Here is a 14328-nt window from a genome sequence, read left to right as displayed (position 1 = left end):
AGTGCGCGGCCACCGCCCCCGGGGCGGACATGTTAGCGGCTCATCGGCAGGCCCGGCCATCGTCCGTTTCCGCGGAAACCCCGCAAGACGGTGCTGAACATGCCCCGCGCGGCGCCTGCGGCTTTTTTGCCAAAGGCCGCCGCCGGTCCTTGCAACACGAACAATGCAACGCAAGCGCTCCCGCGGCCTGCCGTGGTGTCGTAGCGCTGGAACAACCTGATGGCCGCGCCGCGGCGCGGGACGGTTCGCCGTCCCGGCAGCGGAACATTCGCCCCGCTGGCGCAGCCTCCAGTACAACCAGACGAAACGCCCACGGCGTTCCGCGCGGTAGCAGCGCGCGAGGAACGCAACAATGAAACGCATGCTGATCAACGCCACGCAGGCCGAAGAACTGCGCGTGGCGATCGTGGACGGCCAGAACCTGTACGACATCGACATCGAACAGCCGTCCCAGGAACAGAAGAAGTCCAACATCTACAAGGGCCGCATCACCCGGCTCGAACCCTCCCTTGAAGCAGCCTTCGTGGAGTACGGCGCCAGCCGCCACGGTTTCCTGCCGCTCAAGGAAATCTCCCGCGACTACTACCAGGCCGGCGTCGACCACAAGGCCGGCATCCGCGAGCTGCTGCGCGAGGGCCAGGAAGTCGTGGTGCAGGTGGAGAAGGAGGAGCGCGGCAACAAGGGCGCCGCCCTGACCACCTTCATCTCGCTGGCCGGCCGCTACATGGTGCTGATGCCCAACTCGCCCACCGCCGGCGGCGTCTCGCGCCGGATCGAAGGCGAGGATCGCGCCGAGCTCAAGCGCGCCATGGACGCGCTGCAGATTCCCGACGACATGGGCGTGATCATCCGCACCGCCGGCGTCGGCCGCGACACCGAAGAGCTGCAGTGGGATCTGGACTACCTGCTGAGCATCTGGAAGGCGATCTGCGACGCCGCGCTGGCCAAGCCTTCGCCGTTCCTGATCTACCAGGAGTCGCGCCTGATCACCCGCGCCCTGCGCGACTACATGCGCGCCGACATCGGCGAGATCCTGGTCGACACCCCGGAGATGTACGCCGAGGCCAAGGACTTCGTCGAACAGGTGATGCCGCACAACCTGCGCAAGCTCAAGCACTACACCGACGACACCCCGCTGTTCAACCGCTTCCAGATCGAGTCGCAGATCGAAAGCGCCTACGAGCGCACCATCAACCTGCCCTCCGGCGGCGCGCTGGTGATCGACCAGACCGAGGCGCTGACCGCGGTGGACGTCAACTCCGCCCGCGCCACCCGCGGCGGCGACATCGAGGAAACCGCGTTCCACACCAACCTGGAGGCCGCCGACGAGGTGGCCCGTCAGCTGCGCCTGCGCGACCTGGGCGGCCTGGTGGTGATCGACTTCATCGACATGTCCTCCAACAAGCACCAGCGCGAGGTCGAGAACCGCCTGCAGGGCGCGCTCAAGTACGACCGCGCGCGCGTGCAGCTGGGCCGGATCTCCAAGTTCGGCCTGCTGGAGATGAGCCGCCAGCGCCTGCGCGCCTCGCTGGGCGAGTCCAGCCAGATCGTGTGCCCGCGCTGCGAGGGCCACGGCCGCATGCGCAGCGTCGAGTCGCTGAGCCTGTCGATCATCCGCGTCGCCGAGGAGCACGCGATGAAGGACAACACCGGCCAGGTGCTGGTGCAGGCGCCGATGGAGATCGCCAACTACCTGCTCAACGAGAAGCGCGCCGCGCTGGCCGAGATCGAGGGCCGGCACACGGCGCCGATCGTGATCGTCGCCGACGAGCAGCTGCACACGCCGCACTACGAAGTCACCCGGATCCGCGAGAACGAGATGGGCGAGGAAACCGATCGCCCCAGCTACCAGCGCCGCACCCCGCGCAAGGTGGCCACGATCGCGCTCAACAAGTCCAACCTCAACGTGCCGCCGGCGGCGGCGGTGAAGGCGGTTCGCCCGGCGCAGCCGGCACCCGTCCGCGAGCCGCGCGAAGAGCCGGCTCCGGCTCCGGCCCCCGCGCCCGCGCCTGCACCGGCGGCGGCGCCTGCCGCTGCAGCCGCGCCGGCCGGCGGAGGCTTCATGGGCTGGCTGCGCACGCTGATGGGCGGCGCGCCCGCGCCCGCGGCCACGCCGGTTCCGGCCGCGCCCGAGCGTCGCAGGAATGATTCCGGCAAGGGCGAGGAGCGCGGCGAACGTGGTGATCGCGGCGGCCAGCAGCGCCGTTCCGGCCGCCAGGGCCGCAGCGGCGAGCGTTCCGACGAGCAGAAGTCGCGCCGGTCGCGGGGCCGGGGCCAGAAGGCCGATCGCGACCAGTCCCAGGACAGGCAGGACAAGCAGGAGCGCCAGGAACAGGACAAGCAGCAGCGCGGCGGCCAGAAGCAGGCCCAGCAGTCCCGCGGCCAGCGCCAGAAGCAGGCCGACAAACCGCCCCGCGGCGACCGCCCTGCCAGTGCCGACGACGCCGTGCAGTCCGACAACAAGGCGACCGAAGCGCTGAAGGCGACCGAGGCGGTTGCAGCCGCCGCTGCAACCGGCGCCGCGGCAGCGGCAGCCACGCCGGCTCCGGTGGACGCCGCGGCACCCGCTGAAAAGCCCGCGCAGGAAACCGACGTGGCCCGCGAGCAGCAGGGCGCGAACGCTGCCCAGGGCGAAGGTGAAGGCGCATCCGGGGAAGGCACCGGGCGCCGCCGCCGCGGACGCCGCGGCGGACGCCGTCGTCGTCGCGGGGGCGCGGGAGCCGAGTCCGCGGATTCCGGCGATTCGGCCGCCGCGCTGCAGGAGGATGCCGCAGATACCCCGGCCGCCCAGGCGTCGCAGCCCGAGTTCGACTTCGACGACAACCCGCCTGCGTCGGCGGATGGGGCGCCCAGGCCTGCGCGCCGGCCGCGCAAGCCGACTCCGGTCGCCGCCGCTGCTGCCGACACCGATACCGCCGACCTGTCCCCGGCCGAGACCAAGGCAACGGCGGCTGACAGCAACGTGGCAACCGAAGTCGCCGCAGTGGCGCAAGCCCAGCCGGCCCAGACTGCGGACGCGTCCGACGATGCCGGCAAGCAGGCTGTCGCCGAAGCGGCCCCTGCCCTGTCCATGAGCGAAGTGGAAGCAGCGCCTGCCGTGAAGCCGGAACCCGCGGCGGAAGCCCAGGCGGCTGCGCCGCAGGCGCCGGCCCCGGCCGAATCGCCGGCCGAAGCAGCTGCGGAAGCAGTCGTGGCCGAGGCGACGCCGGTGGCCGAGGAAGAACAGGCTCCGGACGAAGCCGTGGTGGCCTCCGAAGAAGCCGAAGAAATCGTAGCCGCCGCTCCCGCCACCGGGACGGACGACAGCGGCAGCACCGGCAACGCCAGGGCACAACCGGAAGCCGGGCCCGGCACAGTGACCGCGAGCCTGTTCGAAACGCCGGCCCCTGCCCAGCAAGCTGCCGACGCGGTCGAAGCCGCGCCCGTGCAGGCAGCCGGGTCGGACACGGAAGTCGCCGCCAACGCAGAAGAGAAGGAAGAAGCCAGGTCGGAACGCCCGGCCGAGCAGCCCCGCAGCGCCTGACGCGCTGCGGATCGGCCCGCGCAGCGCCTTACAGGGTCTGCGCGGGGTCGATCACCCCGTACTGGCTCGCCATGCGGGCCAGCGCGATCATGTCGGTGATCTGCAGCTTGTCGAACAGCCGCGTCTTGTGGGTGTTGATGGTCTTGGCGCTCAGACTCAGGCGCTGGGCGATCTGCTCCTGGCGCAGGCCCTGGATGAGCAGCATCGCGATCTCCATCTCGCGCGCGGTGAGCGCGTCGAAGGGGCTGCCCTCGCCGTCCAGGCCCGACAGCGCCATGTTCTGGGCGATGGTGCTGGCCAGGTAGCGCTTGCCGCTGGCCACCGTGCGCACTGCGCGCACCAGTTCACTGGCGTCACCGCCCTTGCCGACGTAGCCGGACGCGCCGGCCTCGATGAGCCGCTTGGGCATCGGCCCGTCTTCAAGCACTGAAACCACGATCACCCGGGAGCCGTAGTCGCCGCGGACGATCCGCTCGGTGACCTCCAGGCCGCTGACGCCGGGCAGGTGCAGGTCGCACAGCACCACGTCGGGCTTGAGCTGGCGGATCCTGGGCAGCGCATCCTCTCCCGAGTCCGCCTCGCCCACGATTTCGATATCGGCCTCCCCGGCCAGGATCATGCGCAATCCGGTGCGCACGAGCGCATGGTCGTCGACCATGAACACCCGGATGGTCATTCCCTGTACCTCCCTGGATTTCCCCTGTTGCAGGCTAGCGCAGCGGTGCACGCTTGCAGGCTGACCTGTGTCACGGAATTGGCGATATGTGCGGTGATTCCGGGCATTTCGAAGTTTGATATGGCGGAGAGAGTGGGATTCGAACCCACGAACGGTTTCCCGTTGCCGGTTTTCAAGACCGGTGCCTTCAACCACTCGGCCATCTCTCCGATGTCCTCATTATCCACCAACGACGCTTCGCGTCGTGCCGGTTTGACCAGCGCCCCTCTCAGGCGGCGTCCTCCAGGCCGGCGCCCTTGCAGTTGAGGCTGGACTGTTCCAACAGGCGCGGCATGTATTCGGCCAGGTGGTCGATGAACACGCGCACCGCCGGCAGCAGGCCGCTGCGCGAGGCGAAGACCGCATGGCACACGCCCTGCGGCAGGCGCCATTCGGGCAGCACCACTTCCAGTTCGCCATTGTGCACCGCGTCGGCGCAAACGGTTTCCGGCAGCATGGTGATGCCCAGGCCCTGCGTGGCCAGCGACATCAGCATGGGGAAATCGAAGCCCGAGATGCGCGGCTTGAGCTCGACCCGCCGGGTCTCGCCGTTGCGCTGCAGCTCCCAGCGCTGGCGCACCTCGTCCTCGGCCATGGTCATGGTGGTGTGCTCGGCCAGGTCTTCCGGCTCGGTCGGACGGCCGGCGCCCTTGAGGTACCTCGGGCTGGCCACCAGCAGCTCCTGGATCGGGCCGAAGCTGCGCATGATCAGGCTGCCGTCGTCATCGAACTTGGTGCGCACCCGCACGGCCACGTCGAAGCCTTCGTTGATCAGGTCGACCCGGCGGTTGCTCACGTGCATCTGCACCCGCACCTGCGGGTAGCGGGCCAGGAAGTCCGGCAGCAGCTTGGGCATCAGCTGCTGGGCGATGTTGACCGGCACGCTGGCCCGCACCACCCCGCGCGGCTCGGCGCTCAGGCGATCGACCACCTCGCGGGCGGCGGCGGCCTCGGCCAGCATCGAGCGGGCGTGGCGGTAGACGCTCTGGCCCACGTCGGTGACCGCAAAGCGCCGCGTGGAGCGCTGCAGCAGGCGCACGCCCAGCTCGGTTTCCAGCTGGCTGATGCGGCGGCTCAGGCGTGACTTGGGGATGCCCTGGGCGCGCTCGGCGGCTGCGAAACCGCCGTGCTCGACCACCAGGGCGAAGTAATACAGGTCATTCAGATCCTGCACATCAAGTCCTTTTCGTGGAACGATGTTTTAATTTTAACGCTTTTCGTCCCATTTTCACAACGTCAGGCGATCCGTTCCGCGCCGCCCATGTACGGGCGCAGCACCTCGGGAACCTCGATCGTGCCGTCGGCCTGCTGGCAGTTCTCCATCACCGCCACCAGCGCCCGGCCCACCGCCACGCCGGAGCCGTTGAGGGTGTGGACGGGCTCCGGCCGGCCGGCCTCCGGGTTGCGCCAGCGCGCCTGCATCCGCCGGGCCTGGAAATCCCCGCAGTTGGAGACCGAGGAGATCTCGCGGTAGCGCTCCTGCGACGGCAGCCAGACCTCCAGATCCCAGGTCTTGCGGGCCGAGAAGCCCATGTCGCCGGTGCACAGCAGCACGCGCCGGTACGGCAGCCCGAGCTTTTCCAGCACCACTTCGGCGGCGCGCACCATGTGCGCGTGCTCGGCCTCGCTCTGCTCCGGTGGCGACACCGTCACCAGCTCCACCTTTTCGAACTGGTGCTGGCGGATCATGCCGCGCACGTCGCGGCCGTGGCTGCCGGCCTCGGCGCGGAAGCACATCGAGTGCGCCGTCATCCGCAGCGGCAGCGCGTCGGCCTCCAGGATCTGGTCGCGCACGATGTTGGTCAGCGGCACCTCGGCGGTCGGCACCAGGTAGCGCCTGGAGTCGCCCACCATGGTGGCGAACAGGTCGTCCTCGAACTTGGGCAGCTGGCCGGTGCCCTGCATCGACTCGGCGTTGACGATCACCGGCACGTTGGTTTCCTGATAGCCATGCTCGCCGGTGTGCAGATCCAGCATGAACTGCGCCAGCGCCCGGTGCAGCCGCGCCAGCGGGCCGCGCAGCACGGTGAAGCGCGCGCCCGACAGCTTCGCCGCAGTCTCGCCATCCAGCCAGCCGTTGCGCGCGCCCAGCTCGACGTGGTCGAGCACCGGGAAGTCGAATGCCCGTGGCGTGCCCCAGCGGTGCTCCTCGACGTTGTCGTCTTCATCCTTGCCCGCAGGGACGTCGTCGGCCGGGAGGTTGGGGATCTCCAGCGCGATGCGGTCGATCGCCTCGCGCTTTTCCTGCAGCGCCTGCTCGTTGGCCTTGAGCTCCTCGCCGAAGCCCGCAACCTCCGCCAGCAGGGTGGCGACGTCGCCACCCTGCGCCTTGACCTTGCCGATCTCCTTGCTGCGCGTGTTGCGCAGGTTCTGCAGCTCCTGGGTGCGCACCTGCAGCTGCTTGCGCTCGTTCTCCAGGGTCTGCAGGGCATCCACGTCGAGGGAGAACCCGCGCGACTGGCGCAGGCGTTCGGCGAGGGCGGGAAGGTCGTTGCGCAGCAGGTTCGGATCAAGCATGGGTGCGTTCGTCGCGTGGCGTGGGCGGGCATTATCGCCCGAGCGCGCCGCCCGCGCCGACCGCCATGCCGACCTGTGCAAGAATCGGGCGTCCCCTCCGACCCCCCGACACATGCCAGGATCTGCCAACCGGAACACGAACGCCCGGGCGCGCTGGCGCACGCTGTCCGGCTCATGGCTGATCGTCCCGGCCGGGGTGGCGCTGGGCGTGCTGCTGTTCCTGCTGGTGTGGATGCAGCGCGAAGCACCGGAGGCGAGCAACGACGCGATGCTCCCGGCGGTCACCGTCGGGGCCAAGCCGGATGCGCCATCCCTTCCCGCCCCGCAGCTGCCCGAGCAGCAGGCCGAGGCCGAGCCGGACGACGAGGCCGGCGGCGTGTTCACCCTGCCCGACGCGCCCGCCGAACCGCCCCCGCAGGTCGTCGGATCCCCGCCACCGGAACCGGCGCCTGGCGATATCCAGCCCGATGACGGCGGGCCGCTGGTCGCCGATCACGGCGCCCTCGCGGTTCACCGCCCGCCTCCGGAATACCCCGCGCGTTCGCTCAGGCGCGGAGAATCCGGCGAGGTGATGATCCGCGCCCTGGTCGGCACCGACGGACGGCCGCGCCAGGTGGAGGTGGCGCGCAGCAGCTCGCATCGGGCGCTGGATCGGGCCGCGGTGCAGGCGGTCAGGCGCTGGCGGTTCGAACCGGCGACCCGGCAGGGCCAGCCGGTGACCCAGGTGGTTCACGTGCCGGTGCTGTTCAACCCCTGAACCGGCGGGCCGGCATCGTGACGCGGCGACAACAACCCCTGTGGTTCGCTGATCGCCTTAAAGGCTGAATACGGAGCCCCGCCATGTCCGTTCCCCCACCGGCTCCCGGGCCCGAGGATCCACAGTCCGGCGGGCGCGAGGACGAACGCCGCAGCACCAGGCCGCTGGTCGGGCTGCTGTTGCTGATCGCGCTGCTGGCGATCCTCTGGTACGCCTACAGTAAACGCGAACCGGTGCCCGGCCAGCCGGGCATGGAGACGCCGGTCGTTGAGCCGGCCGCGGAGGATGCGCCCGCCGAGGCGCCGGCAGAGGAAACCCCGCCGCCCGCACCCGCCGCCGAGTCCGCACCCGCTCCAGCGCCGCCCGCCGACCGGGGCGCCGAACCGGTCGACCGCGTACAGCCCGAGTACCCGCGTGCGGCCCTGCGCGCGCGCGAGCAAGGCACGGTGCTGCTGCGGGTGGAAGTGGACGCCCAGGGGATCCCGGTGTCGGTCGAAATCGAACGCAGCAGCCGCTCGCGTGAACTGGATCGGGCCGCGCGCGAAGCGGTCAGCCAGTGGGTCTTCCGGCCCGCGATCGAGAACGGGCAGGCAGTGGCCTCGACGGTGACGGTGCCGGTCGACTTCAGCGTCGAGTAGGCGCCGGCCCGTCCTCCAGGCCGAAACCGGCATCCCGGGCCAGCGCCGCGAAGCCGGGAAACGATGTGGCGACGTTGGCGGTGTCGTTGATCCGCACCGGGCCATCGGCAAGCTGCCCGGCCACCGCGAAGGCCATCGCCACCCGATGGTCGGCCTGGCCATCCACGTCGCCGCCCTGCAGCCGGCCGCCGTGGATGGTGGCGCCGTCGTCGGTCTCGTCAACGCGCATGCCCAGCCGGCGCAGGCCCGCCGCCATCGCCGCGATCCGGTCGGACTCCTTGACCCGCAGCTCGGCCGCCCCGCGCACGACCGTGCTGCCGCTGGCGCAGGCCGCGGCCACGAACAGCGCCGGGAACTCGTCGATCATGTCGGGCACGTGCTCCACCGGCACCTCGATGCCGCGCAGCGGCGCGTGGCGCACCACCAGGTCGGCGACCGGCTCGCCGCCCTGCTCCCCGGCGGCACGCTGCTCGATATCCGCGCCCATCGCCCGCAGCACGTGCAGCAGCCCGGTGCGGCGCGGGTTGATGCCCACGCGCGGCAGCAGCAGCTCCGAGCCGGGCACCAGCGTGGCGGCGACCAGGAAGAACGCCGCCGAGGAGAAGTCCGCGGGCACCGTCACATCGGTTGCGCGCAGCCGGTGCCCGCCCGGGAGCTCGGCCCGCCCCGGTGAGAACCGTACCGGCCAGCCGAACGCCGCCAGCATCCGCTCGGTGTAGTCACGCGTTGGCCGCGGCTCGCTCACCCGGGTCGTGCCCCGGGCGTACAGCCCGGCCAGCAGCACCGCGGACTTGACCTGGGCGCTTGCGACTTCCGATTCAAAATCAATTGATTGAAGGGTGTTGTTGCCATGGACTCTCAGGGGCGGGCGGCCATCCGTCGTATCGATTCGCGCCCCCATCCGGGCCAGCGGCGCGGTCACCCGCCGCATCGGCCGCTGCGACAGCGACCCATCGCCCACCAGCACGGAGTCGAAGCCCTGCCCGGCCAGCAGTCCCGCGAGCAGGCGCATCCCGGTTCCGGAATTTCCGCAGTCCAGCACGCCTTCCGGGGCGAGCAGCCCGTCGATGCCGACGCCGTGGACGATGCGCACGCCCGGCGACGGCGCTTCGATCCGCACGCCCATCCGGCGGAAGATCGCCTCGGTCGCCTGCGCGTCCCCGCTCTCCAGGAATCCCTCGATCCGCGACGTGCCATCGGCCAGCGCGGCCAGCATGATCGCCCGGTGGGAGATCGACTTGTCGCCGGGCACCACGATTTCCCCGCGCAGCGGCCTGCCCGCTTCCGCAGTCCAGCTGTCCACGCTCAAGGCACGGCCACCGGATACGAGCCCAGCACCCGCACGTCGCCGGCAAACTCGTCGATCTCGCCCAGCGCGTCGCTCAGCGGCGACTCCTCGGCATGGCCAGCCACTTCGATGAAGAACGCGTACTGCCACAGCGCGCCGTGGGCCGGCCGCGACTCGATCCGGTTCATGCTGATCCCGCGCCGCGCCAGCGGCTCCAGGATCCGGTACAGCGCGCCGGGCTGGTCGCGGATGAACACCAGCAGCGAGGTGCGGTCGTGGCCGGACGGCGGGAACGAGGCGCGGCCGATCACCAGGAAGCGGGTGGTGTTGTCGGCGCGATCCTCGATCGGCCCGGCAACCACCTTGAGCCCGTACACGTGGGCGGCGTTCTCGCCCGCGATCGCCGCCGCGTCGTCGGCATTGCGCGCCCGGCGCGCGGCCTCGCCGTTGCTGGCCACCGGGTGCTTCTCCGCGTCCGGCAGGTGCTGGCGCAGCCAGCCCTTGCACTGGGCCAGCGACAGCCCGTGCGAATACACCCGCTCCACGTCCTCGATATGCCCGGTGCGCGAAAGCAGGTACTGGTGCACCCGCAGCTCGACCTCGCCGCAGATCATCAGCGGCGAAGTCAGGAACAGATCCAGCGTGGACTGGATGGTGCCCTGGCCGGAGTTCTCGACCGGCACCACGCCGAAGTCGGCGTGCCCGGCGGCGACCTCGTCGAACACCTCCTCGATGCTCGCCATCGGCAGGCCCTTGGCCGAGTGGCCGAAGTGCTTGTGCACCGCCTGCTGCGAGAATGTCCCCTCCGGCCCGAGGTAGCCGATCTTCAGCGGCTCCTGCTGGGCCAGGCAGGCGGACATGATCTCGCGGAACAGGCGCACCAGCACTTCGTCCGAGAGCGGCCCGTCATTGCGGTCGACCACCCGCCGCAGCACCTGCGCCTCGCGCTCGGGGCGGTAATAGTCCACCGCCGCCGCCAGCTTGCCCTTGGCCTTGCCGACCTGGTGCGCCCACAGCGCACGCTCGGCGATCAGGCCCTGGATCTCGCGGTCGATGCTGTCGATCTGCTCGCGCACCGACGACAGATCCGCCGGCGTCGCCGCTGCCTCCGCCGGTGTTTTCCGGGCGGCCTTCTTTACCGCCTTCTTCGCCGCCTTCTTTGCGGTCTTCCCGCGTGCCTTTTCGCTCATGGCGGCCCTTACCCGTTGCGCCGCTGGAAGTCGCGCATGAAGCCGGCCAGCGCCTGCACGCCTTCCACCGGCATGGCGTTGTAGATCGACGCGCGCATGCCGCCAAGCACGCGGTGGCCCTTGAGCCCGATCAGCCCGGCGGCGCGTGCTTCGTCCAGGAACGCCTGGTCGAGGGCCTCGTCATGCAGGAAGAACGCCACGTTCATGCGCGAGCGCACCGCCCGATCCACCCGGTTGAGGTAGAAGCCGCCGGAGCCGTCGATCGCTTCGTACAGCGCCGCGGACTTGGCCGCGCTGCGGCGGGCGAACTCCTCCACCCCGCCCTCGTCGAGCATCCATTTCACGGTCAGCCCGAGCATGTACCAGTTCCAGGTCGGGGGCGTGTTGAGCATCGAGTCGGCCGCCAGCTGGCGGCCGTAGTCGAAGATGTCCGCGCGCGGCTGGCCGGCGCGCTCGAGCAGGTCGCGGCGCACGACCACCACGCCGATGCCCACCGGCCCCAGGTTCTTCTGCGCGCCGGCGTAGATCATCCCGTACCGGGACACGTCGATGGGCTCGGAGGCGATCGACGAGCTGAAGTCGGCGAACAGCGGCACCTCGCCCACGTCCGGGACGTCGCGGAACTCGACGCCGTGGATGGTTTCGCTGGCGGTGATGTGCACGTAGGCGGCGTCGCCGGAAAGCTTCCAGGTGTCGCGCGCCGGGATCGAGCGGAAGCCGTCGGCCTCGCTGCTGGCGGCGATCCGCAGGTCGACGTAGGGCGCCGCCTGCCGGGTCGCGACCTGGCCCCAGTGCCCGGTCACCACGTAGTCCGCCGGCTGGCCGGCTTCGGCGAAGTTGAGCGCCATCAGCGCCTGCTGGGTGGTCGCGCCGCCGGCGGTGAACAGCACCGCGTAGTCGTCGGGGATGCCCACCAGTGTCCGCAGGTCGCGCTCGGCCGCCTGCGCGATCTGCATGAACTCGGGCCCGCGGTGGCTGAGTTCGACGATCGACGCGCCCGCCGCGCCAAACTCGAGCATCTCGCGCTGCGCCTGCTCGAGTACCGGCTCGGGGAGCGCGGCGGGGCCGGCGCTGAAGTTGTAGGCACGCGACATGGTTTCTCCTGTTCCGGACAATCGGCTGCCGCCCGAGTATGGCGCAGTGCAGCAAGGTTGTCGCAACTCCAGGCCCTTCCATGTGGTCGAATGGGACGTCCCCCGCACCCCCAAGGACGCCATGAACCTGCGCGACGCCCTCCGCATCCCTTCCGCCGCCGTGACGGACGAAGCCGTCTGGCAGGGCCGGCGGCGCATCGTGGCCGGCCTGGCCGCCCTGCCCGCGCTTGGCCTGGCCGGCTGCGCGGCCGCCGAGCCGCCCCCGCCTCCCGGCCCCGCGCCCACGCCCGACCAGGTGCGCGCCGGTTTCTCCACCGACGAGGAGCTGACCCGGTTCGAGGACGCCACCACCTACAACAACTTCTACGAGTTCGGCAGCGGCAAGTCCGACCCCTCCAGCGCGCCGCGCACCCTGCGCACCTCGCCGTGGCAGGTGGAGGTCGGCGGCGAGTGCGCGCGCCCGGGGGTGATGGACTTCGACGATCTGCTGCAGGGCCTGCTGCCGGAGGAGCGCATCTACCGCCTGCGCTGCGTGGAAGGCTGGTCGATGGTGATCCCGTGGCTGGGCGTGCCGCTGGCCAGCGTGCTCAAGCGCTTCGAGCCGACCTCGAAGGCGAAGTACGTCGCCTTCACCACCCTGGCCGACCCGCAGCAGATGCCCGGCGTGCGCCGGCGCACGATCGACTGGCCCTACCGCGAGGGCCTGCGCATCGACGAGGCCATGCATCCACTCGCCTTCCTGGCCACCGGCCTGTACGGCCGCCCGCTGCCGCAGCAGAACGGCGCGCCGCTGCGCCTGGTGGTGCCGTGGAAGTACGGCTTCAAGAGCATCAAGTCGATCGTCGAGATCCGTTTCAGCGAAACCATGCCGGCGACCGCCTGGAACGACCTGCAGCCGCGCGAATACGGCTTCTTCGCCAACGTCAATCCGCAGGTCGACCACCCGCGCTGGAGCCAGGCCAGCGAGCGGCGCATTGCCGGCACCACCTCGCGGCTGGTGGCCAACCGCATCGAGACCCGGATGTTCAACGGCTACGCAGACCAGGTCGGCTCGATGTATTCCGGCATGGATCTGGCCAGGTGGTACTGAGCCCGCGGACGCCGCGGCGGCGATCCTCCACCGGGCTGGTCGCAGCCAAGGCAGCGGTGCACGCGCTGGCGCTGGCGCCGCTCGCGCTGCTGCTGTTCCAGGTCTGGCAGGTGGCCGGCGGCATCGATATCGACGCCCTCGGCGCGGATCCGGTGGCGGAAATCGAGCACCGCACCGGCACCTGGGCCCTGCGCCTGCTGCTGGCCACGCTGGCGATCACGCCGCTGCGCCAGCTGACCGGCCAGGCGCGGCTGGTCGGGTTCCGCCGCATGCTGGGCCTGTATGCGTTCTTCTACGCCAGCCTGCACCTGGCCGCGTTCCTGGCCCTCGACCTGGGCGGCTGGTGGAGCAGCATCTTCGAAGAGATCATCCGCCGCCCGTACATCACCGTCGGCTTCCTGGCCTGGCTGGGCCTGGTGCCGCTGGCGATCACCTCCACCCGCGGCTGGATGCGGCGGCTGGGCCGACGCTGGGGCCAGCTGCACCGGCTGGCGTACGTCATCGCGGTGCTTGCGGTCGTGCACTTCTGGTGGATCGTGAAATCCGACCTGCGCGAGCCGCTGCTCTACGCCGGCATCCTCGCCGCCCTGCTGGGCTGGCGGATCGTCCGCCGGTTCGGTGGCCGCCGCCGGCCCGCGGCTCAGCCCGCGCCGTAAAGCAGCAGCAGGCCCAGCAGCATCGCGATCAGCAGCGCCGCGAGCAGCACCAGCGGCAGACGCCAGTAGGACGGCGCAGCGGCTCCGGGCGTTTCCGCGACAGCGGCGCCCTCGCCCATGCCGCCGATCGGCAGCGGCTGCTGCGGCGCGTCGCGCATCGGCGCCTCCACCACGAAGCGGTCGTTGGCATCGAACACCACCTGGTCACCCGGCCGCAGCAGCGCATCGTGTACGCGCTCGCCGTTCACCACGCTGCCTTCCTCCGAGCCCAGGTCGCGCAGCCACACGTCCCCGTCCACCAGCTCCAGCCGCGCATGGCGGTCGGCGAAAGCGGGATCGTCGATGTGGATGTCGGCCGAAGACGCGCGCCCCACCAGCCGCGGCACGTCCAGGGTGAAGCTGCGACCATGGTGGCGCCCGCCCAGTCCGCGAAGCACCACGCGCGGATCGCAGGCGCCATCCCCACGGCCTGCAGGCTCACCGGCCGGCGGCGAAGGCGACCGCCCGCCCACCAGCCGCATCTCGTGCCCGTCCAGGTACACCGAATCGCCCACCCGCAGCATCGCCAGCCGGCGTACCTGGCGGCCGTTCACGTGCACCCCGGCGCCGTTGTTGACGGTCAGCCAGACCCCGCGGCGATCCACGCAGAAGCATGCAAGCGCCTCCGACTCATCGGCAACCACGCCAAGCGCATCACCGGCATGCCCGACGTGGTGCATCCCGACCACGAGCGGAAGATCCGGCCGGGCGGAGGAAGACAGGAACCGGAGAACGAGTGGCTGCATGCGGCAGGAATCTATCACGCCGCGTGTGCGCCGCGCCGCTAGAATGCGGTCAGGCCACGACAATCCAGGAACACG

General features: G+C 70.6%; 12 protein-coding genes and 1 tRNA gene. 5 read left to right on the top strand and 8 right to left on the bottom strand.

Going from position 1 to position 14328, the window contains the following annotated elements; genetic code table 11:
• Positions 1 to 361 precede the first annotated feature (361 nt).
• Entirely contained in the window at positions 362 to 3523 is a 3162-nt protein-coding gene (locus tag ACOZ90_RS00615) for an Rne/Rng family ribonuclease (protein ID WP_422891991.1), read from the top strand.
• Positions 3524 to 3551: 28 nt separating this feature from the next.
• On the opposite strand, the gene ACOZ90_RS00610 is transcribed toward ACOZ90_RS00615, so the two are convergent.
• From ACOZ90_RS00610 to serS, 4 genes are all read right to left on the bottom strand, one after another.
• Positions 3552 to 4199, bottom strand: coding sequence for a response regulator (locus ACOZ90_RS00610; RefSeq protein WP_422891696.1), 648 nt, complete (start codon positions 4197 to 4199; stop codon positions 3552 to 3554).
• 121 nt (positions 4200 to 4320) lie between these two features.
• Positions 4321 to 4408: transfer RNA gene (locus tag ACOZ90_RS00605), tRNA-Ser, on the bottom strand.
• A gap of 59 nt (positions 4409 to 4467) precedes the next feature.
• Complete coding sequence (locus ACOZ90_RS00600) at positions 4468 to 5412, bottom strand: LysR family transcriptional regulator (RefSeq protein ID WP_422891695.1); 945 nt, start codon at positions 5410 to 5412, stop codon at positions 4468 to 4470.
• Positions 5413 to 5474: 62 nt separating this feature from the next.
• Positions 5475 to 6755: a serine--tRNA ligase gene (gene serS / locus ACOZ90_RS00595; RefSeq protein ID WP_422891694.1), complete on the bottom strand. Its 1281-nt coding sequence runs from the start codon at positions 6753 to 6755 to the stop codon at positions 5475 to 5477.
• 112 nt (positions 6756 to 6867) lie between these two features.
• Here serS and ACOZ90_RS00590 point away from each other — a divergent pair, with 112 nt between their 5' ends.
• Together ACOZ90_RS00590 and ACOZ90_RS00585 are read left to right on the top strand one after the other, a co-directional pair.
• Positions 6868 to 7512 carry an energy transducer TonB gene (locus tag ACOZ90_RS00590; RefSeq protein ID WP_422891693.1) on the top strand — a complete coding sequence of 215 codons (645 nt, stop codon included), beginning with the start codon at positions 6868 to 6870 and terminating at the stop codon, positions 7510 to 7512.
• Between the two features lie 83 nt (positions 7513 to 7595).
• The gene (locus ACOZ90_RS00585; RefSeq protein WP_422891692.1) at positions 7596 to 8150 is read left to right on the top strand and encodes an energy transducer TonB; all 555 of its coding nucleotides are present in this window, start codon (positions 7596 to 7598) and stop codon (positions 8148 to 8150) included.
• On the opposite strand, the gene aroA is transcribed toward ACOZ90_RS00585, so the two are convergent.
• From aroA to serC, 3 genes are read right to left on the bottom strand one after another with little or no spacing between them, the layout of a single operon-like run.
• A complete protein-coding gene (gene aroA / locus ACOZ90_RS00580; protein WP_422891691.1) occupies positions 8137 to 9459 on the bottom strand; it encodes a 3-phosphoshikimate 1-carboxyvinyltransferase in 1323 nt (440 codons plus the stop codon). The two genes, ACOZ90_RS00585 and aroA, sit on opposite strands and share 14 nt — an antisense overlap.
• Positions 9456 to 10628 (bottom strand): prephenate dehydratase, encoded by a 1173-nt coding sequence (gene pheA / locus ACOZ90_RS00575; RefSeq protein ID WP_422891690.1) that lies wholly within the window; start codon positions 10626 to 10628, stop codon positions 9456 to 9458. The genes aroA and pheA overlap by 4 nt, the downstream gene beginning before the upstream one ends.
• Positions 10629 to 10636: 8 nt before the next feature.
• The gene (gene serC / locus ACOZ90_RS00570; RefSeq protein WP_422891689.1) at positions 10637 to 11722 is read right to left on the bottom strand and encodes a 3-phosphoserine/phosphohydroxythreonine transaminase; all 1086 of its coding nucleotides are present in this window, start codon (positions 11720 to 11722) and stop codon (positions 10637 to 10639) included.
• A 121-nt stretch (positions 11723 to 11843) separates the two neighbouring features.
• Here serC and msrP point away from each other — a divergent pair, with 121 nt between their 5' ends.
• Both msrP and ACOZ90_RS00560 read left to right on the top strand, forming a co-directional pair.
• A complete protein-coding gene (msrP, locus tag ACOZ90_RS00565) occupies positions 11844 to 12812 on the top strand; it encodes a protein-methionine-sulfoxide reductase catalytic subunit MsrP (protein WP_422891688.1) in 969 nt (322 codons plus the stop codon).
• Positions 12809 to 13468 carry a protein-methionine-sulfoxide reductase heme-binding subunit MsrQ gene (locus ACOZ90_RS00560; RefSeq protein ID WP_422891990.1) on the top strand — a complete coding sequence of 220 codons (660 nt, stop codon included), beginning with the start codon at positions 12809 to 12811 and terminating at the stop codon, positions 13466 to 13468. Before msrP ends, ACOZ90_RS00560 begins: the two co-directional genes overlap by 4 nt.
• Here the strand turns inward: ACOZ90_RS00560 and ACOZ90_RS00555 are convergent.
• The gene (locus tag ACOZ90_RS00555; RefSeq protein ID WP_422891687.1) at positions 13453 to 14253 is read right to left on the bottom strand and encodes an FHA domain-containing protein; all 801 of its coding nucleotides are present in this window, start codon (positions 14251 to 14253) and stop codon (positions 13453 to 13455) included. The two genes, ACOZ90_RS00560 and ACOZ90_RS00555, sit on opposite strands and share 16 nt — an antisense overlap.
• Positions 14254 to 14328: the final 75 nt, after the last annotated feature.

It is taken from the genome of Luteimonas dalianensis (assembly GCF_049339425.1).
GTDB lineage: Bacteria > Pseudomonadota > Gammaproteobacteria > Xanthomonadales > Xanthomonadaceae > Luteimonas > Luteimonas dalianensis.
This window is presented reverse-complemented; position numbering and strand designations above follow the sequence as displayed.